The 18,445-nt window shown below is 65.2% G+C and carries 15 protein-coding genes; 6 read left to right on the plus strand and 9 right to left on the minus strand.

Going from position 1 to position 18,445, the window contains the following annotated elements:
• The first annotated feature begins 16 nt into the window (after positions 1-16).
• Complete coding sequence (locus ACVWZM_RS20680; protein ID WP_210262845.1) at positions 17-544, plus strand: hypothetical protein; 528 nt, start codon at positions 17-19, stop codon at positions 542-544.
• A 14-nt stretch (positions 545-558) separates the two neighbouring features.
• Here ACVWZM_RS20680 and ACVWZM_RS20685 read toward each other — a convergent pair whose 3' ends face one another.
• The 4 genes from ACVWZM_RS20685 to ACVWZM_RS20700 form a co-directional block, all read right to left on the minus strand.
• Positions 559-1,935: a vWA domain-containing protein gene (locus ACVWZM_RS20685; protein ID WP_057021191.1), complete on the minus strand. Its 1,377-nt coding sequence runs from the start codon at positions 1,933-1,935 to the stop codon at positions 559-561.
• A gap of 6 nt (positions 1,936-1,941) precedes the next feature.
• On the minus strand, positions 1,942-2,889 hold the full coding sequence (locus ACVWZM_RS20690) for an AAA family ATPase (RefSeq protein WP_021078095.1): 948 nt from the start codon (positions 2,887-2,889) through the stop codon (positions 1,942-1,944).
• A 300-nt stretch (positions 2,890-3,189) separates the two neighbouring features.
• Positions 3,190-3,507, minus strand: coding sequence for a hypothetical protein (locus ACVWZM_RS20695; RefSeq protein WP_063790201.1), 318 nt, complete (start codon positions 3,505-3,507; stop codon positions 3,190-3,192).
• 167 nt (positions 3,508-3,674) lie between these two features.
• Positions 3,675-4,307, minus strand: coding sequence for an HAD-IA family hydrolase (locus ACVWZM_RS20700; protein WP_057021192.1), 633 nt, complete (start codon positions 4,305-4,307; stop codon positions 3,675-3,677).
• Between the two features lie 134 nt (positions 4,308-4,441).
• Here ACVWZM_RS20700 and ACVWZM_RS20705 point away from each other — a divergent pair, with 134 nt between their 5' ends.
• Positions 4,442-5,203 carry a S1 family peptidase gene (locus tag ACVWZM_RS20705; RefSeq protein WP_057021193.1) on the plus strand — a complete coding sequence of 254 codons (762 nt, stop codon included), beginning with the start codon at positions 4,442-4,444 and terminating at the stop codon, positions 5,201-5,203.
• 130 nt (positions 5,204-5,333) lie between these two features.
• On the opposite strand, the gene ACVWZM_RS20710 is transcribed toward ACVWZM_RS20705, so the two are convergent.
• The 3 genes from ACVWZM_RS20710 to ACVWZM_RS20720 all read right to left on the minus strand — a co-directional run bounded on the left by ACVWZM_RS20710 (position 5,334) and on the right by ACVWZM_RS20720 (position 10,763).
• A complete protein-coding gene (locus tag ACVWZM_RS20710; protein WP_229191108.1) occupies positions 5,334-7,556 on the minus strand; it encodes an acetate--CoA ligase family protein in 2,223 nt (740 codons plus the stop codon).
• A 170-nt stretch (positions 7,557-7,726) separates the two neighbouring features.
• Positions 7,727-8,317, minus strand: a complete 591-nt coding sequence (locus ACVWZM_RS20715; protein WP_057021195.1) for a class GN sortase — start codon at positions 8,315-8,317, stop codon at positions 7,727-7,729.
• A gap of 226 nt (positions 8,318-8,543) precedes the next feature.
• A complete protein-coding gene (locus tag ACVWZM_RS20720; RefSeq protein WP_456856724.1) occupies positions 8,544-10,763 on the minus strand; it encodes a marine proteobacterial sortase target protein in 2,220 nt (739 codons plus the stop codon).
• 253 nt (positions 10,764-11,016) lie between these two features.
• Between ACVWZM_RS20720 and ACVWZM_RS20725 the strand changes: the two genes are divergently transcribed.
• Positions 11,017-11,781 (plus strand): helix-turn-helix domain-containing protein, encoded by a 765-nt coding sequence (locus tag ACVWZM_RS20725; RefSeq protein WP_456815156.1) that lies wholly within the window; start codon positions 11,017-11,019, stop codon positions 11,779-11,781.
• A gap of 271 nt (positions 11,782-12,052) precedes the next feature.
• Here the strand turns inward: ACVWZM_RS20725 and ACVWZM_RS20730 are convergent, their stop codons facing one another.
• Complete coding sequence (locus tag ACVWZM_RS20730; protein ID WP_456815155.1) at positions 12,053-13,273, minus strand: ABC transporter substrate-binding protein; 1,221 nt, start codon at positions 13,271-13,273, stop codon at positions 12,053-12,055.
• A gap of 125 nt (positions 13,274-13,398) precedes the next feature.
• Positions 13,399-14,940 (minus strand): acyl-CoA synthetase, encoded by a 1,542-nt coding sequence (locus tag ACVWZM_RS20735; RefSeq protein WP_456854515.1) that lies wholly within the window; start codon positions 14,938-14,940, stop codon positions 13,399-13,401.
• 215 nt (positions 14,941-15,155) lie between these two features.
• On the opposite strand from ACVWZM_RS20735, the gene ACVWZM_RS20740 reads away from it, so the two are divergent.
• The 3 genes from ACVWZM_RS20740 (at position 15,156) to ACVWZM_RS20750 (ending at position 18,408) form a co-directional block, all read left to right on the plus strand.
• The gene (locus tag ACVWZM_RS20740) at positions 15,156-16,292 is read left to right on the plus strand and encodes an acyl-CoA dehydrogenase family protein (RefSeq protein WP_057021199.1); all 1,137 of its coding nucleotides are present in this window, start codon (positions 15,156-15,158) and stop codon (positions 16,290-16,292) included.
• Between the two features lie 290 nt (positions 16,293-16,582).
• Positions 16,583-17,752, plus strand: coding sequence for an acyl-CoA dehydrogenase family protein (locus ACVWZM_RS20745; protein ID WP_057021200.1), 1,170 nt, complete (start codon positions 16,583-16,585; stop codon positions 17,750-17,752).
• Positions 17,752-18,408: a glutathione S-transferase family protein gene (locus ACVWZM_RS20750; RefSeq protein ID WP_057021201.1), complete on the plus strand. Its 657-nt coding sequence runs from the start codon at positions 17,752-17,754 to the stop codon at positions 18,406-18,408. Before ACVWZM_RS20745 ends, ACVWZM_RS20750 begins: the two co-directional genes overlap by 1 nt.
• The last annotated feature ends 37 nt before the right edge of the window (positions 18,409-18,445 follow it).

Consider the following 18,445-nt stretch of genomic DNA (forward strand, 5'->3'; position numbering starts at 1 on the left):
ACAGGAACAGGTCGGCATGAGCCCTCAAGCTCTCGTGACGGCCATTCTCTTGGGACTTGTGGTGGTGGCGTTCGGGCTGTTCTGGTGGGTCGGCAGCTATTCCGATCGCGTGTTCGCAAGCAGGTTCCGCACCCGCTTTCCGGAGAAGACGCTGAGCTACACCGGCGACCAGCTCGGCGAGCTGGTGCAGTCCGATCTGCGGATGAAATATGTCTTTCCGATCCTGTTTCCGCTCGACCTGATCGTCATGCTGGCGCTGGCGGGTGCGATGGGGGCGGCGTCATCGCACTGGCTCAGCCGGATCTACCCGTCCGCTGCGTGGCTCGGCCTGGTCGTGCCGGCGGTGTACCTGCTCAGCGACCTGATCGAGGATTGTCTCCTGGTATGGCTGCTGCTGCACGGCGACCCGCATGCGGCGGCGCGGTCTGTCTCGATCCTGAAGGCGATCACGACGATCAAGCTGGTCGGCATCTTCGCCTCGATCGCTCTGACATTGGCTGCGTTCGTCGGGTGGCTGTTCCACGGCGAGTCGCTTGCCATCTAAGTGCGGCGGGCGGCCTATTGATAGGTCGCGACGATATCCGACACGGCACGCTCGAGCTGCTGCGCGGTCGCGCACTGCCGCAACACGCTGCAGAAGGTCGCGTAGCGCGGCATCTCGGAATCGCCAAAACCCCAGACCATGCGGCCCTCGGGATTGAGCCAGACCAGCCGTTTGGAGCGCTCGCCGATCCGGCGCAGGATGTCGGCGCGCGGATCGAGGTTGTTGCTGCGGGCGTCGCCGAGCACGATCACCGTGGTCTGCGGCGTGATCGCGCTCATCCAATTGTCCTCGAAATCGGCGAAGGAATTGCCATAGTCGGATGAGCCGAAGCCGACCTTGGACATGATCTCCTTCATCGCCTCTTCCGGCGATTTCGATTCCAGGATGTCGCTGACCTCGATCAGGTGGCCCGAGAAGGCGAACGAGCGGACGTCGTCCACCACTTCGTGCAGGCTGTGGATCAGGAGCAGGAAGAAGTCCGAGACGCGGGCGACCGAGCCCGAGACGTCGCATAGCGCGACGATCTTCGGCCGGTCGCGATGCTTGCGCTTCCACGCTGTGAGGAAGGGGACGCCGCCCCAGGCTGCGTTGCGGCGTAGCGTGCGGCGGACGTCGAGATGACCGCGGCGCTGGCGCTTGCGCGGCTTGGAATAGCGCTCGCGCAGCCGGCGCGCGATCTGGCGGATCAGCGCGCGCATCTGCTCGACCTGCCGCGGCTCGATCCGCGCCAGCGGCGCGTTGCGCAGGATCTCGTTGCGCAGATTCTCCGCTTCCTCGCGCCCGTAGAGCAGCAGGGCCTGCGAGACCGCATCGCGAACGGTGCCGCGCAAGCCGTTGAGCGCCTCCTGCAGCCGTTCGGCGAGCGCGGGATTGCGCGTGGTCTGGTCGTCGATGTCGTCGCGCAGGCGCTGGATCCCCATCGCATCGAGGATGCGGGTCTGGAAGATGCCGCGCTGGGTGAAGTAGCGGATATCCGGCAGCGAGGCGGCGCCGGAGGCGTTGGCGATCGCGCTCGATATCGCGGAGCGATCCTGCGACAGCAGCATCTGCGCCAGCGGCCCGACGTTCTCGCTGGCGGCGCCGCCCGACGCATCGCCATGCTCGTCGGCCGATGGGTTGGCACCGGATTCGCTGCCGTCGTCGGTCTTGCTCTGCTCGGCGTTCTCCTGCTGCGGCTCGGGCTGGCTGAAGAACAGGTCGAAGCATTCGCCGAGCGCGCGCTTCTCGTCCTGGGTCTTGGCCAGCGTCAGCAGGAAGGTGTCGCGCAGGATGTCGCGATCGGCAAAGCCGACCTGGGCGACCGCCCGCATCGCATCGATGCTTTCGGCGGGCGAGACCCGGACCCCGGCTCCCCGCGCCGCACGAAAGAAGCGATGCAGGTTCTCGCGCATCTTGGTTTAGCTGAACACGCCCTGGCGCGACGCCTTGGCGATGAAGGACGAAATCTGCGGTGTCGCGGCCTCGATATCGGCCTCGTATTTCAGGAGCACGTTGAGCGTGTCCTTGACGATCTCGTGGTCGAGCTCGCTGGCCTGCAGCAGCACCAGCACGCGCGCCCAGTCGATCGCCTCGCTGACCGAGGGCAGCTTCTTCAGGTCGAGCGAGCGGATCTCGTGGATGAAGCCGACCATCTGCTTGCGCAGCGTCTGCGAGATGCCGGGCACCCGGCTCTCGACGATGCGCTCCTCCAGCTTCTGTTCGGGGAAGCCGATGTGCAGATGCAGACAACGCCGCTTCAAGGCATCGCCAAGATCGCGCTCGCTGTTCGAGGTCAGGATCACGGTCGGCGGCGCCACTGCGGAGACGGTCCCGAGCTCGGGGATCGTGACCTGGAAGTCCGAGAGGATTTCCAGCAGCAGCGATTCGAATTCGGCATCCGACTTGTCGATTTCGTCAATCAGGAGCACGCAGCCGGCCGGCTGCTCCAGCGCCTGCAACAGCGGCCGCGGCTCGACGAATTCCTTGGAGAAGAACACATCGCCGAAGGTGTGGAGCTGGTCGAGCGCAGCCGCCAGCGACTGTGCGCCGCCGAGCACCTCGCCGAGCTTGTCCTTCAGGATCTGGGTGTAGAGCAGCTGCTTGGCGTATTTCCACTCATACAGCGCCTTGGCCTCGTCGAGGCCCTCATAGCATTGCAGGCGGATCATCTTCATGCCGCGCCATGCGGCGATCGCCTTCGCCAGCTCGGTCTTGCCGACGCCGGCAGGGCCCTCGACCAGGATCGGCTTCTCGATCTGCTGCGACAGATAGACCGCGGTCGCGATCTGCCGGCTCGCAATATAGCCTTGCGCGGCGAGGCCGCTTTCCACGGCCTCGATCGAGGCGGTGGGCCTGGTGTCAGCCACGAGGATCAGCTCCGAATTTGCCTTGAACTCGGACCTGTTCTGCGCCCGTTGCGGACAAAGCACAAGGCTCGTTTGGCCCGCATAGCGCATGGTTCCGGGGTATTCCGCCAAGCGCAATACGGGCTACGCTTGTTAGCGTGTAGTTCGAACCTCCCCTTGAAAAGGGGAGGTCGCTTTGCTCGCCAGAGCAAAGCGGGTGGGGATCTACTCTCTCCATCAACGCCGGCGTCTGCGGCTGACCCCCATCCCGACCTTCCCCCTTTCAGGGGGAAGGAGAAGAATCTCGTAGCCCGGCTACCGTCAACCCGCGCAGCTCTTCACGAAATCCTTGCGCTGCGGGCCCGTGATCTTTTGGTCGATGGCCTGCTTCAGGCAGTCGAGCCGCGCCTGCGCCATGCAGAGCTGCATCTGGTCGTGCCGCTCCTGACCCTTCAGCGCCTTCGCCGCGCTCTGGCAGGCCGCGCGCTTCGCGCCGGGCACGGGCGCCGCTGTCGACGCGCTCTGTTGCGCGGGAGCTGCCACCGGCGCTGTTGTGGGGGCTGATGTTGTCTGCGCGAGCGCTGCGACCGGGATCAGCAGCGAACCAGCGGAGACAAGGGCGACGACAAGACGTTTCATGGGAAGTGCCTCCGCGAGGCATGATCCGGAGAAGTGGACGTCGGTTTTCCGGAACGTCATGCTCAGACCAGGAAAGGGGTCACGATGCGATCGCGCCGTGACCCGGGGGGAGGCCGACAATTAGAAGCCGCCGCGTGAATGCGGCATGAACAGGCGCGTAGCCCGCTTCACCTCAGCGTGAGGCCGGTCGCGGCTTCAAGCTCGCCGATCGCCTGCGCGGCATTCGCGACCTTGATCGTGGTCATGCCCATCTCGCGCGCCGGCTTCAAATTGACGCCGAGATCGTCGAGATAGACGCAGTTCTTCGGGTTCACCTGCAGCGTCTCCACCATCATCTGGTAGATCCGTGGGTCGGGCTTGCGCAGGCCGATCTTCGCGGACTCGATGACGTGATCGAACAGCGCCATCACCTCGGCGACGTAGAGCGTGCGTCCGCTGCGGCTGCCGATCGCGTTCGCCGGCAGGTTGTTGGTGATGCAGCCGGCCTTGAATTTCGCCTTGATGCGCTTCAGCGCCTCGACCATCTCGGGGCGCAGGTCGCCGGAGAGCAGCGGCAGCACGTCCTTGCCGCGCACCTCGGCGCCGAGCGCCTTCGATTCCGTGGCGAACAGCGCGTCGAACGCGTCGATATCGATCTCGGCGCGCTCGAACTTGGCCCAGGCGTTCTCGAGATGATTGGCGGCGTTGGTGCGGCGGATGATGTCGATCGGCAGGCCGCGCTCGGTCTCATAGCGCGCGAACGCCTCGAACGGCGAGGTGGTCAACACGCCGCCGAAATCCCAGATCACTGCCTCGATCATGCTTTCCTGCCCAATGATGCGTTGCTTGAGGAGCGGCTAACACGGATCGCAGACCGGGACCAGCCCGATCCGGCGCTTGTTCGGTGCTCGTTCGGTGCTTGGCGACCCGCGCGGAGCGGGCTATTGCTTCGCCGATGAAGACATCCCGCCTGATCCTCGCCGTTCTCGTGTCGCTGGTCTGCCCTCCGGCTTTCGCCATCGTCGGCGGCGGCGCGCCGTCGACGGATGGCGTTGCGCGCTCCGTCGTCACGATCGTCGGCTCGCGCGGCAATTTCTGCACCGGTGCGCTGATCGCGCCGAAGGTCGTGCTGACCGCGGCGCATTGCGTGCAGCCCGGTGCCGATTACAAGATTGTCGAATATGGCGCGGACAGGCAGCCGAAGCTGCAGGACGTCAGGACGGTTGCGATCCATCCCGGCTTTCGGATGCAGGCGATGACCAATCATGTCGCGACCGCCGATGTCGCGCTGCTGCAGCTCGCGGCGCCGGCCGCAGGCAAGGCGCCGGCCGCGCTCGGCATGCCAAACATTCCGATCCAGGTCGGCGGCCGCTTCACCATCGCGGGCGTCGGCGTCACCGTGCGTGGTGACGGCAAGAGCGGCGGCGCCACCCGCGTCGCCGGCCTGATCGCGAGCGGCAAGCCGGGCACGTTGCAGATCCGTCTCGTCGATCCGGTCGGGCAGGGCGTGCGCGACGGGCTCGGGGCCTGCACCGGCGATTCCGGCGCGCCGGTGTTCGAGGACAAGCAGGGCGGTCCCGCAATCGTCGGCGTGGTGAGTTGGTCGACGGGACCGAACGGCGCCGCCGGCTGCGGCGGCATCACCGGCGTGACGCCGCTGACACTCTATCGCGACTGGGTGATGCAGACCGCGCGGCAATGGGGCGCGAGCTTTTAGCCCAAGATGCATGCTTCGGACAGACCGCACACTCGCAGTTCCGTCATCCTGAGGCTCGCTTCGCTCGCACCTCCAGCGACAAAGGCGAAGCCTTTGCGCGGGGATGACGGTGATGAATTTGCGATGAACCCTAATGCCCCGCGGCCTTGTTCGCGGCGGCGTTGTTCAGCACGATCAGGCCGTCGACGGCGACGCCGAGCTTGCTGTTGATCAGGAACGGGTTGACGTCGATCGAGGCAATGCGGCCATTGGCGTCGGCCATCAGGTTGGAGAGCCCGACCAGCGCCTTCACTGCCGACGGCTCGTGCAGCGCGGGCTTGCCGCGATAGCCCTTCATCTTGACCCCGGCCTTGGTCCTGGCGATCAGCTCCTTCGCCTCGGCGGCGTCGAGCGGCGCGCCGGCGAGCGCGACGTCCTTCATCAGCTCGATGTCGACGCCGCCGGTGCCGAACAGCACGACGGGGCCCATCTCGGCGTCGAGCGAGGCGCCGACCACGAGCTCGAGGTCGGCCTTGACCTGCTGCGCAATCAGGATGCCCTCGAGCTTCGGCTTGCCCTTCAGCTTCTTCACCCGCGCGGTGATGTCGTTGAAGGCTTTCTTCACCTCGGCCGCATTGGCAAGGTTCAGCACCACGCCGCCGATATCGGATTTGTGCAGGATGTCGGGGCTGACCACCTTGGCGACCACCGGGAAGCCGATTTGCTTGGCGATCTTCACGGCCTCCGCCGCGGTCTGCGCGACCTCTTCCTTCGAGATCGGGATGCCATAGGCCTTGAGCAGCTTCTTCGAGGCAACCTCGTCGAGCGCGGCGGCGCCGTTGGCGGCCTTCAGCGTCTTCTCCAGCACCGCGCGCGCAGATGCCGTCGAGCTCGACGCGATATCGGGCACTTCCTTGCGCAGGCCGGCATATTCGATCAGCGACTTGATCGCGCCGACCGCGCGGTCAAGGCCCTGCATGACCGCGATATCGGGCAGCGACTTGCGCAGCCCCTTGGTGAATTCGGTGAAGCCGATCGACATCGCGCTGATATAGATCACCGGCTTGTTGGCCTGGCCCGCCATCTCGTTGACGATGCGCAGATTGCGCTCGCGCAGCTCGTGCGGCGCCTTCGGCAGCTCGGCATCGATGATGACGATATCGGTGTCGGGATCGTCGATCATGATCTTGATCGACTTCATGTAGACGGAGGGATCGACCACCGCCGCGAAGCCGGCGTCGAGCGGATTGCCGACGATGCTGCCGGGGCCAAGCATCTTCGCCAGCTGCTCCGAGGCGTTCGGACTCAGCGGCGCGAAGTTCAGCCCGGCGGAATAGAACGCGTCGATCAGGAGCCCGCGCTTGCCGCCCGACAGCGACACCGCCGCGAGGCGGTTGCCCTTCGGCGGATCGGCATGGACGAAGCACTCGGTGGTTTCGATCAGTTCATCCAGCCCACGCACCCGGATCACGCCTTCGCGGGTCGAGATCGCATCGAAGGTCTCGATCGAGCCGGCGAGCGCGCCGGTATGCGCCATCGCCGCCGCGCGGCCGCCTTCGGAGGCGCCGAGCTTGAGCGCGATCACCGGCTTGCCGGCGGCGCGCGCGGCCTTGCAGGCATCGCGGAATACCTTCGTATTCCTGACGCCTTCGAGATAGACCACGATGACACGGATGCTCGGATCGGCGGCGAAATAGCTCATCAGGTCCGGGGTCTCGAGGCCGGATTCATTGCCGGTCGTGACCATGTAGCCGACGCCGACCCCACGATCCTCCAGCGCCTGGCGGATCGCCATCACGATCGCGCCGGATTGGCCGGCGATCGCCACCGCGCCCTGCTCCATGGTGACGATGCGGTCGTCGATATTGGTGAACAGGTTCTCGCCGGCGCTGAGATTGCCGAGGCAATTCGGACCGGTGACCGCAAGCCCGGTCTCCTTGATCGCCTGCTTCAGCTCGACCGCGAGGCGCTGGCTCTCTTCATCCTGCAATTCGCTGAAGCCGGAGGTGACGATGGTCGCCGAGCGCGCGCCGGCCGCCGCCGCATCGCGGATCACCTGCACCGCAAACCGGGCCGGCACCAGCACCAGCACATGGTCGGGTTTTTCGGGAAGGCTAGCGAAGTCCTTGTAGCAGGTGACGCCCCAGATCGCTTCGCGCTTGGCGTTGATCGGATAGAGGCCGCCGGCATATCCGTATTTAACCAGATTGTTCCAGATCCGTTCGGCGTAATTGCCGGGCTTGTCGGTGGCACCGACCAGCACGATGTTGCGCGGATGCAGCATCGCGTGGATGCTCTTGACGATATCACTGGCGTCAGCGGGCGGCGCCCATTCGTGGGACACATGAGACGCGGTGCTTGCGAAAGCTTCCATGGAGCCTGCCCTTATCCTTGTTGTCTTTGTTTCCTCTGGCCACGGCGGATCACCGTGAGGCGCGCGATTTTTCATTGTTTTTATGGCGAGGGAAAGGGGGTAGCAACTCATGCCGGCGCAGGTCAGGGCACCGCGCGCAATATCCCGGCAGGCGCAAAATTGATTGCGTATCAGGAACCCGATCCACGCGGGCGCGAATCCGTTTCGACCAAAGTCGCGTGCAACAGATAACGCTCGGGCCCCGATGTCAGCGCATCGAACGGCCAGCAGGTCGACAGCACCAGTTCACGACGGTCGGTGAGCGGATCGATCCCCGATTGATCGAAGCGGACCACCGAACTGCGATCGGCCCGATAGCGAAACATCTTGCCGTCGCTGCGCGTGACGTCGATCTCGTCACCGATTGTGACATCCCTGAGAAAGTGAAAATGCGTATCGCGGTGAGCGGAATAGACCGCCACGCCCCGCTCGCCGGCATCGACTGTCTGTTCGACATGGCCGGGGCCGAACGCCAGCGCCTGGCCGCTGCTGCCGGCAAGCACGATCGCGGAGGCGTGCAGACGCTTCACCTCGATCCGCGCCACTGGCCAGGTATCGGCCCAGCTCCACGGCCTCACCGGCTGGCCGGTCGCGATGCTTTGTGTGAAGGCGCGCTCCAGCAGCACCTGTGCGAGCAGCGCCTTGGCGTGGATATAGGCGCCCTGGCCGAACAGGATCAGGCCGATGAGGGCGAAGGCGAGGAGTGGGATGAAGCGGGGCATTGTTGCGCCTGTTGCTGTCATTCCGGGATGGTCCGAAGGACCAGACCCGGAATCTCGAGATTCTCAGGCGCGCAAGCGCGCACCATAGTTCGATGCTGCGCATCGCCCCGGAATGACATTGCGGGTTGGAAAAAAGTTGCGCGCGCGGCCCCTGGGGGACGGGTGGGAACGCCGCGCGCGCTCTTGAAGGAGGAGGTTGGGGGGCACCTCCTCCTTTCATCCGACGTCATTGGGGCGACGTCTGACGCCGGTTGAACACCAGGAGGAGAATGCTCACCGTGAGCAGGATCACGCCCGCGATCATCTTCAGCTCCGCATCGGTCGCGGTCTTCGGCAGCTGGATCGTGCCGGGACCTTGCGTGGCGACCGGTGACCGCTTCAGCGCAGCGAGCTGCAGCTTGCCGTCGCCGGCGTCGGCGCGCCGCTCGCCCGGGACGGCCGGCAGACTCGGACGCTCGCCGAACAGCTTCGCGAAATCCCAGCCGGCGGGCAGGTTGAGCGGGAGTTCGCTCAACTTCAGCGGCTCGCCTTCCGGGCGGCTCGGCGTCTTGTCGACCGCGACAAGGCTGGTCAGCCGCGTGACGAGCTGATGCTCCAGCGCCAGCGCGAGGATGGTCTTGTCGGCGTCCTCGGGGTTCTGCTGCCGCGTGGTGCGCGCCACTTCGGCATCGGCGATCTTGCGCCGGGCCCACAGTTTCGACAGGCCCTTGCCTTCAGCGGCATTCGCGAGCGGCAGCGTCACGCTCCACGGGCGATCGCCGATACGGCCCTTGATCTCGACCGAGCCGGCCAGCTTGTCGAGCTTGGCGGCCAGCACCAGCGGCTCGTCGCGATAGACGTCAGGCAGTGCCGACGGCGTCAGGTCGGCCGCCGCCTCGGAGAATTTCGCGGAGAGGCTAGTCACCGCGGGATTTTCCAGCTTGGCGAACAGGCCGCGCATGCGCTCGTCGACCTGCTCGACCGAGCCGATATGGGTGAAGGTGCCGCGGCCGAGTTCGGCGGCGCGCGTCATCAGATAGGTGTTCGGCGCCGAGCCGATGCCGACCATGAACACCCGCGAGCGGCCGTGCAGCGCGCTGATGGTCTCGAACAATTGCTGCTCGTTGCCGATGGCGCCGTCGGTCAGGAACACGACCTGACGGACGTAATTGGCGTCGTCATGGTTGGTGTCGGACAGCGCTGCGCGCATCGCCGGCACCATCTCGGTGCCGCCGCGGGCCTGCAGCGCGCTGACGAACGCCGTCGCGTTGCCGACATTGGTGTTGTTTGCCGCGACCGGTGCCGGATACAGCGTGTCCATGGTGTCGTCGAACCGGATCACGTTGAAGCGATCGGTCGGCTGCAAGCGACCGAGCGCGTAAGTCAGGCTCGCTTTGGCCTGGATGATCGAGGTGCCACCCATCGAACCGGAATTGTCGATCACGAAGATCACTTCGCGCGGCAACGGCTTCTGTTGCGCCTGCTCGACCGACGGCGGGGTGACGAAAGCGAGCAGATAGTCGGAATTGCCGACATGCTCGCGGAATAGCCCGACCGACGGCGCCTTCTCGGCGGCCGGCTTCCAGGTGAGCTCGAAATCACGATCGGCCGGCACCGGGCCTTCGGCGAGCTTGACGAGCCGCGTGGTGCTGTCGGGGCTCTCGATCCTGACCTGGTGGAAATGGCTCTTCACCTCGCCGAGCGGGAAGCCGGCGTTGAGGCGCACCGTGATGTTGGTCGGATTGACCGGCGCATTCTCCGCCGGATCGAGCACTTGCGAGGCAATGCGGTCGCGGTCCGGCACGGGATCGGTTGACGTGGCGCCCCAGCCGTTGCCGTCGGCGCGGAGGTCGACGCTCTGCACCACCGGACGCGGATTGTAGCGCGGGCCGACCACCATCGGCACCCGCAGCGAGAACTCGTTGCCGTTCTGCTGCACCGGCTCCTGATATTCGATCTGCACCAGCACGGTTTCGCCGGGGCCGATATTGGCGACGGAGTTGGTGAAGATGTTGGGCCGCTCCTGTTCGGTGAGCGCGGCCTTTTGGCCATTCTGCTTGGCCTGCTCGTAGATCGCGCGAGCCTGCTGCCGCTCCTTGATGTCGCCGACCACGACGCGGTCGCCGACCACCATCTTCAGCATGTCGACCGCGCCGCCCGCCGGCAGCGGATAGACATAGGTCGCCTCCACCCAGTCCTTGGTCGGGTTGCGGAAGATCTGCGTGACGCGGGCGCGGACCGTCGGACCCGACACCGCGAGGTCGACGTCAATGCCGAGCCTGGTCGCGTCGGCATAGCCGTCGTCGGTCTTGAACAGCAGCGAGCCGGAGCGCGCATCCGATGGCCGCAGCACCGCCTGTTGCGGCAGTTCGGCCGACCACACCGGATCGAAACTCAGGAATAGCGCCGCAAAGCCGATCACTAGCGCGGCCACACCTTCCACCAGAAAGAACAGCGCAATGCGCATCCTGCGCGACAGGCGGATCTGCGGGCTGTTCTCACATGCATCGTAAATCGTCATTTTCGTCACTCCCGAGCGAGGCTTTCGCTGCCTCGCGATCATGGAGAACGGCGGTTTTGGCGCGAGCAGAATGATCGGCAATGATTGGCCGCCGTCCGGCGCGGCCCGCCGCCGGCTGAGGCGGATTTGTGCGGTTTGGTGATGGATTGTCCGGTCTGCTAGACTGCGCGGAATCAAGGGGAACCGGGCAGGAATCTGGATGCCGACGCCTGATAAGCAGCTATCCGCCGAGCAGAGCCAGCAGGTCGCGGAGACCATCCGCGAGGAAATCGCGCGCCGCCGCATCTCGCGGCAGACGCTGGCCGAGCAGGCCAAGCTCAGCCTCTCGACCCTGGAGAAGGTGCTCGGCGGCCGCCGCCCGTTCACGCTTGCGACCACCGTGCGGCTGGAGCAGGCGCTGGGTGTGTCCTTGCGCAAGCTGCCGGAGACGATCACGGTGGCCGCACCCGCCAATGGCGGGATCGCACCCGACAGCCTCGGGTCCTATTCGCGCCGCGCGGTGGCGCGGATCGAAGGGACCTACATCACGGTGCGGCCGTCGTTCGGCGAGCAGGGCGCGCTCTACGCCTATCGCACCGAGATCGCCTGGGACGAAGCGGCGTCATCGCTCGGCTTTCGCGAGGGCGAGCGGCAGGACGCCGACTATACGCAATGCGGCGAAGTCGCGGTGCCCAATGAATCCGGCTTCGTCTACCTCGTGACCAACAGGCACGGCCAGCATCGCGTGATCACGGTGTCGCGCCCGCGCAATTCCGGCGAGATGTACGGCATCATCACGACGCTGCTCGCCGGCCGCGGCTCGCTGCTGACGCCGGTCGCCGCGCCGATCGCGTTCCTGCCGGTGAAGAACGTGCCCAAGCCCAGCCTCGGCCGGGTGTCGGCGGATGACGCGAACTACGCCGCCTATCGCGAGCATTTGCGTCGAACGATCGATGAGCCGTTCGCGATTTTCTTGCCGGGATGACAACGGCAGAGTTAGGTCCGTCATCCTGAGGTGCGAGCCTTGCGGCGCGATTGCGCCGCTGGGCGAGCCTCGAAGGATGCACGGCCCGTATGCATCGACTCGGGAGAGAGCCCGGCCGTCGACCCTTCGAGACGCCGCTTCGCGGCTCCTCAGGGTGACGGTGAGATAGCTTGCGCGTCGCTCGGCTTCACCCGCGATCCGCAAAAAGCAACGAAGCCGCCCGGATGGGCGGCTTCGCGATGGCTGATGTTTGGTGGCGGTGCGCGTCGCGCTAGCCGCCGGTCTCGGCGCTGATGATGTCACCGAACAGCTCCCACTGCCCGTTCTTGAACTGCATCATCTTGAGCTGCTCGACCGGTGCGAAGTCGGTCGCGCTGGTGTTGATCCTGATGCCGGGGATCAGCGTGTCGGGCGCAAAATCCTTCAGGCTGGCGGCCTGCTTCATCACGTTCTCACGCGTCAGGTTGTCGCCGGCCTGCTTCAGCACCTGCACCATGGTCTGCGCGGCGGCGTAGCCATAGACCAGATTGGCGTCGGCGAGGTTGGCGCCCGGCATGTACTTCTCGGCGAAGGCCATGAACTTCTTCATGCCCTCGTCATTCTTCCACTGCGGATCGGACGCGTCCTTCAGATAGCCGGCCGACAGCACGCCTTCCGAGGCCTCGAGTCCGGCCGGTTTCATGACCGCGCCGATCGAGATCGAGACGTCGGTCATCACCTGCATCGGCTTCCAGTTGAGCTCGGCGATCTTCTTGATCGCCTGCGCCGCGAATTTCGGCGTCGAGATGTTGACGAACACGTCGGCGCCGGTGTCCTTCAGCTTGACGATGTGGGAGTCGATCGACGGTTCGGTGGTCTCGTAGCTCTCTTCGGCGACGATCTTGACGCTCGACTTGTCGAGGATCTCCTTCAGGCCGACCAGGTAATCCTTGCCGAAATCGTCATTGGCATAGAAGATCGCGACCTTGGCATCCGGCTTGGCCTTCAGGATGTACTTGCCGAAGATCCGCGCCTCGACGCGATAGCTCGGCTGGAAACCCATGGTCCACGGGAAATCCTTCGGATCGTTCCACTTGCTGGCGCCGGTGGCGAGGAACAGCTGCGGCACCTTCTTGGCGTTGTGATACTTCTGCACCGCGGTCTGGGTCGGTGTGCCCAGCGCGTTGAACACCAGGAAGACCTCGTCGCTCTCGATCAGCTTGCGGATCTGCTCCACGGTCTTCGGCGGCGAGTAGCCGTCGTCATAGGAGATCCAGTTGATCTTGCGGCCGTTGATGCCGCCCTGGTCGTTGATCATCTTGAAATAGGCTTCTTCGGTCTTGCCGATGACGCCGTAGGCGGAGGCGGGACCGCTATAGGCCTCGACATTGCCGATCTTGATCTCGGTGTCGGAGGCGCCGGTATCATACTTCTTCTGTGCAAAGGCGGCCTGGGTGGAGAGCAGGCAGAGCGCCGTGACGGCTGCCAGCAGCGACAGTGTTGTTGTTTTCATAAAGGCAATTTCCTCGATTGATCTTGGATGGGGACTTACGCAACGAACCCGCAGCCGGTCCCGGCAGACGGCAGCGGGGCAATCCTTGTCGGGGCGAATCCCGGAACGCGCGGCGCGCGTCTGGCTCACGCTGCGGTATCGGTTGGCTTCGGCCGGCTGAATTGCTGCCGGAGCGTCGGCTTATGAATTTTGCCTGTCGCGTTCCGAGGCAGGACCTCGATGAATTCGATCAGGCGCGGGCATTTGAACCGCGCCAGATTGGCCTGGCAATGCGCGTGGACCTCGGCCGGGGTCAGCGAATGGCCGGATTTCACGGCGATGATCGCCATGCCGACTTCGCCCCATTGCTCGTCGGGGATGCCGATCACGGCGGCTTCGGCGACGGCGGCCAGTTGATGCAGCACGCTCTCGACCTCGGCCGGATAGACGTTCTCGCCGCCCGAGATGTACATGTCCTTCCAGCGGTCGACGATGTAGTAGAAGCCTTCCTCGTCGATCCGCGTGGCGTCGCCGGTGTGCAGCCAGCCGTCGGTGAAGGAGGAGGCATTGGCGTCCGGCCTGTTCCAGTAGCCCGGCGTGATGTTCGGGCCCTTGACCCAGAGCTCGCCGAGCTCGCCGACTGCGGCGTCGCTACCGTCGGGCCGCACGATGCGGACCTCAGTGTGCAGCACCGGCTTGCCGGAGGAGCCGGCCTTGCGCGCGGCATCCTCGCGGTCGAGCACCATCACCGCCGGCGAGGTCTCGGTCATGCCGTAGCCCTGCTGCAGTGCGACGCCGCGCGCCTCCCAGGTCTTGAGCAGCGGCACCGGCATCGGCGCGCCGCCGACGCCGCCGATCACGAGGCGGCTGAAATCCGCCGTAGCGAAGGACGGGTGCTGCGCCATGAACTGGTAGATCGCGGGCACGCCGAAGAACACGTTGATGCCCTGCGCGGGATCGTCGATCAGCTTCAGCGCCTCGCCGGGATCGAACGCGCGCATGATCAGCACGGTGCCGCCGGCATGCAGCACCGGGTTGGTATAGCAGTTCAGACCACCGGTGTGGAACAGCGGCAGCACCGTGAGCAGCACCGAGGCCGGCGAGATGTAGGCGGGGCCGCCGAGATTGACGCAATTCCAGAACGTCATCCCATGCGTGATGATCGCGCCCTTCGGCTGGCCCGTCGTCCCCGAGGTGTACATGATGGTCGAGATGTCATCGAGCATGACCTCCTCGAACCGTTCGAGCGGCGCGGCTGCCGCAATGCCGGTCTCATAGGCGCCGCCCGGGCCGAGCCTCACGGTCGCAGCGACATTGCAGAGCTTTGCCACCGCAAGCGCGGTCTCGGCGAGGTCGTCGTCATGGATCATCACCTTCGGCGCGGCGTCGCCGGTGATGTAGCGCAGCTCGGGAACGGTGAGGCGGGTGTTGAGCGGCAGAAAGATCGCGCCGATCCGGAAGCAGGCGAACTGCACCTCCAGCGTATCCGTCGTGTTCAGCGCCAGCACCGCGACGCGGTCGCCGCTGGCAACCTTGAGCCCATCGCGCAGCCAGGCCGCGAGCCGCGACACGCGGGCGTCGAGCTCCGCATAGCTGAAGCGGCGTCCGCTGGCGAGATCGACAAGCGCCATCTTGTCCGGCGTGCGCCGGCGATGATGCGCGATCCAGTCGTAGTAACGAACCGGCAAATTTCCCTCCTCCGGAACGGCAGTCTTGCGCCGCCTGTTCCTGGCTCAATTGATGCCATGAATTGGCAGTGGAGGGGGCGTATAAGGATACTGTCTTGCGTTTAGTGGCTGGCAAATCGCCGGACCGGGCGTCGGCACCGATGGCAGCCACTCGACGCAAGTGAACCGGGAGAAATCCGGACATCGTCGGAGGGAAGAATCAACGGAGCACGCGGATGGCAAACCCGTTCTACACCGGCGAGCATGAGGCCTTTCGCGAGGTGATGCGGCGCTTTGTTGCCAGGGAAATCGAGCCTTATGCCCATCAATGGGACGAGGACGGCGAGTTTCCGCGCGAGCTCTATGCCAAGGCGTCCGCGATCGGGCTACTCGGCCTCGGCTTCCCGGAAGAATATGGCGGCATCGCCGCCGACCAGTTCATGAGAATCGTGGCCTCGCAGGAGCTGGCGCGTGCCGGCGCCGGCGGCGTCTCCTCGAGCCTGATGAGCCACACCATCGGTTCGCCGCCGATCGCCCGTGCCGCGCGACCCGAGGTCAAGGCGCGGGTGCTGCCGGAGGTGCTCGCCGGCAAGAAGATCTCCGCGCTCGCGATCACCGAGCCGAGCGGCGGCTCCGATGTCGCGAACCTGCGCACCAGGGCGCGGCGCGACGGCGATCACTACGTCGTCTCCGGCGAGAAGACCTTCATCACCTCGGGCATGCGCGCCGACTATCTGACGGTCGCGGTGCGCACCGGCGGCGAAGGTCCCGGCGGCGTCAGCCTGCTGTTGATCGAAGGCAATACGCCCGGTCTGTCCCGCACCAAGCTGAAGAAGATGGGCTGGTGGGCGTCGGATACCGCGACGCTTCACTTCGACGAATGCCGCGTGCCGGTCGAGAACCTGATCGGCGAGGAAGGGCAGGGCTTCAAGATCATCATGCAGAACTTCAACAGCGAGCGCATGGGCATGGCGGCGAGCTGCACCGCCTATGCGCGCGTCTGCCTCGACGAGGCGGTCGCCTATGCCAAGGAGCGCAAGACGTTCGGCAAGCCGATCGCGCAGCACCAGGTGATCAGGCACAAGATCGTCGACATGGCACAGAAGGTCGCGGTCTCGCAGGCGATGCTGGAAATGCTGGCATGGCGGCTCGGCCAGGGCGAAAGCCCGGTTGCCGAGATCTGCATGATGAAGAATCAGGCGACCCAGACCATGGCGCATTGTGCCTCCGAGGCGGTGCAGATCTTCGGCGGCGCCGGCTTCATGCGCGGCGTCAAGGTCGAGCGTATCTACCGCGAGGTCAAGGTCAACGCCATCGGCGGCGGCACCGAGGAGATCATGAAGGACCTCGCGAGCCGGCAGATGGGGTTGTGATCGCGTCAGGTGATGATGTGGTCGCGGCGAAAAGGCGGATTGTGAACCCTCCCCCTGAAAGGGGGAGGGCAGGGTGGGGGTCAAGCCGCGAGTCGGACTGCTAGTTTGACCCCCACCCGGCCCGATCGGCATAGCCGAACGTGCCGACCTCCCCCTTTCAGGGGGAGGTGAGAAGGCAAGGTCATTCCGGGGCGCGCGCCAGCGCGAACCCGGAATCCAGAGGTAATGGATCGAGATTCCGGGTTCGATGCTTCGCATCGCCCCGGAATGACAAAGGATAGTTCGAGAACATGCTCTTCACCGCCGACCACGACGAACCGCGCCGCGCTCTACAGAAGTTCATCGCGGCCGAGATCAATCCCCATGTCGACGAATGGGAGAAGGCCGACATCTTCCCGGCGCATGAGCTGTTCAAGAAGCTCGGCGATCTTGGCTTCCTCGGCCTCAACAAGCCGGTCGAGTTCGGCGGCCAGGGACTGGATTATTCCTACGCGCTGATGATGGCCGAGGAGCTAGGCGCCATCACCTGCGGCGGCGTGCCGATGGCGATCGGGGTGCAGACCGACATGGCGACGCCGGCGCTGGCGCGGTTCGGCTCCGACGAGGTGCGGCGCGAATTCCTCAGCCCGGCGATTGCCGGCGATCAGGTCGCCTGCATCGGCGTCTCCGAGCCCGGCGCCGGCTCCGACGTCGCCTCGATCAAGACCAGTGCGCGCGCCGACGGCGACGACTACGTCATCAATGGCGGCAAGATGTGGATCACCAACGGCACCCAGGCCGACTGGATCTGCCTGCTCGCCAACACCAGCGACGGCCCGGTCCATCGCAACAAGTCGCTGATTTGCGTGCCCATGAAGACAAAGGGCGTGCAGATCGCGCGCAAGCTCGACAAGCTCGGCATGCGTTCGTCGGATACGGCGCAGATCTTCTTCGACAATGTCCGGGTGCCGAAGCGCAACCGGATCGGCGAGGAGGGCCAGGGCTTCACCTACCAGATGATCCAGTTCCAGGAGGAGCGGCTGTGGGGTGCGGCCGCCTGCCTGAAGGCGCATGAATTCATCATCAACGAGACCATCGACTACACTCGCAACCGCAAGGCGTTCGGCGGCTCGATCCTCGACAATCAGGTGGTTCACTTCAAGCTCGCGGAAATGCAGACCGAGGTCGAGCTGCTGCGCTCGCTGATCTATCGTGCCGGCGAGGCGCTGGTGGCCGGCGAGGACGTGACGCGGCTCGCGACCATGGCCAAGCTGAAGGCCGGCCGGCTCGGCCGCGAGCTTACCGATGCCTGCCTGCAATATTGGGGCGGCATGGGTTTCACCAACGAGACGCCGGTCAGCCGCGCCTATCGCGACAGCCGCCTGACCTCGATCGGCGGCGGCGCCGACGAGGTCATGCTCATGGTATTGTGCAAGATGATGGGCACGCTGCCTGGCCTGAAGCAAAAGGGAAACGCCTGATGATCACGCTCTATCACTGCGACGCCGCGCGCTCGTTCCGTCCGCTGTGGATGCTGGAGGAGCTCGGGCTTGCCTATGAGCTGAAGATGCTGCCGTTCCCGCCGCGCGTGTTCGCCAAGGAATATCTCGGCATCAATCCGCTCGGCACCATCCCGTTCATGATCGATGGCGAGACCAGGATGACGGAGTCCTCCGGCATCTGCCATTATCTCGGCACCAAATACGGCCCGACGCCGCTGATCGTCGGCGTCGACGAGCCGGCCTATGGCGCGTTCCTGAATTGGATGTATTTTTCCGACGCGACGCTGACCTTCCCGCAGACGCTGGTGCTCCGCTACAGCCAGCTTGAGCCGGAGGAGCGGCGCAACCCGCAGGTCTCGGGCGATTATGCAAAATGGTTCCTGGGCCGCCTGCGCGCGGTCGAGGCCGCCGCCGCGAAGTCGGAATTCCTCTGCGCGGAACGCTTCACCGCGGCCGACATCGCCAACGGTTATGCGCTCCGTCTCGCCAGCAATATCGGCCTCGCCAAGGATTTCGGGCCGAATGTCGCGGCCTATTGGGCGCGGCTGCAGCAGCGCGACGGTTACCAGCGCGCGGTCGCGGCGGAGCAAAAAGCCGGTCAGGAACAGAACGTTGCGCCGCGGGCGCGGCTTTAGCGCTCGTCATTCCGGGATGGTGCGTTAGCACCAGACC

Source organism: Bradyrhizobium sp. USDA 4501 (assembly GCF_054062115.1).

Bases quoted from the DNA above. Each gene is read 5' to 3' on its own strand.
- ACVWZM_RS20680 (WP_210262845.1), top strand. From the start codon at position 17: ATGAGCCCTCAAGCTCTCGTGACGGCCATTCTCTTGGGACTTGTGGTG.
- ACVWZM_RS20685 (WP_057021191.1), bottom strand. From the start codon at position 1,935: ATGCGCGAGAACCTGCATCGCTTCTTTCGTGCGGCGCGGGGAGCCGGG.
- ACVWZM_RS20695 (WP_063790201.1), bottom strand. From the start codon at position 3,507: ATGAAACGTCTTGTCGTCGCCCTTGTCTCCGCTGGTTCGCTGCTGATC.
- ACVWZM_RS20700 (WP_057021192.1), bottom strand. From the start codon at position 4,307: ATGATCGAGGCAGTGATCTGGGATTTCGGCGGCGTGTTGACCACCTCG.
- ACVWZM_RS20705 (WP_057021193.1), top strand. From the start codon at position 4,442: ATGAAGACATCCCGCCTGATCCTCGCCGTTCTCGTGTCGCTGGTCTGC.
- ACVWZM_RS20710 (WP_229191108.1), bottom strand. From the start codon at position 7,556: ATGGAAGCTTTCGCAAGCACCGCGTCTCATGTGTCCCACGAATGGGCG.
- ACVWZM_RS20715 (WP_057021195.1), bottom strand. From the start codon at position 8,317: ATGCCCCGCTTCATCCCACTCCTCGCCTTCGCCCTCATCGGCCTGATC.
- ACVWZM_RS20720 (WP_456856724.1), bottom strand. From the start codon at position 10,763: ATGCGCATTGCGCTGTTCTTTCTGGTGGAAGGTGTGGCCGCGCTAGTG.
- ACVWZM_RS20725 (WP_456815156.1), top strand. From the start codon at position 11,017: ATGCCGACGCCTGATAAGCAGCTATCCGCCGAGCAGAGCCAGCAGGTC.
- ACVWZM_RS20730 (WP_456815155.1), bottom strand. From the start codon at position 13,273: ATGAAAACAACAACACTGTCGCTGCTGGCAGCCGTCACGGCGCTCTGC.
- ACVWZM_RS20740 (WP_057021199.1), top strand. From the start codon at position 15,156: ATGGCAAACCCGTTCTACACCGGCGAGCATGAGGCCTTTCGCGAGGTG.
- ACVWZM_RS20745 (WP_057021200.1), top strand. From the start codon at position 16,583: ATGCTCTTCACCGCCGACCACGACGAACCGCGCCGCGCTCTACAGAAG.
- ACVWZM_RS20750 (WP_057021201.1), top strand. From the start codon at position 17,752: ATGATCACGCTCTATCACTGCGACGCCGCGCGCTCGTTCCGTCCGCTG.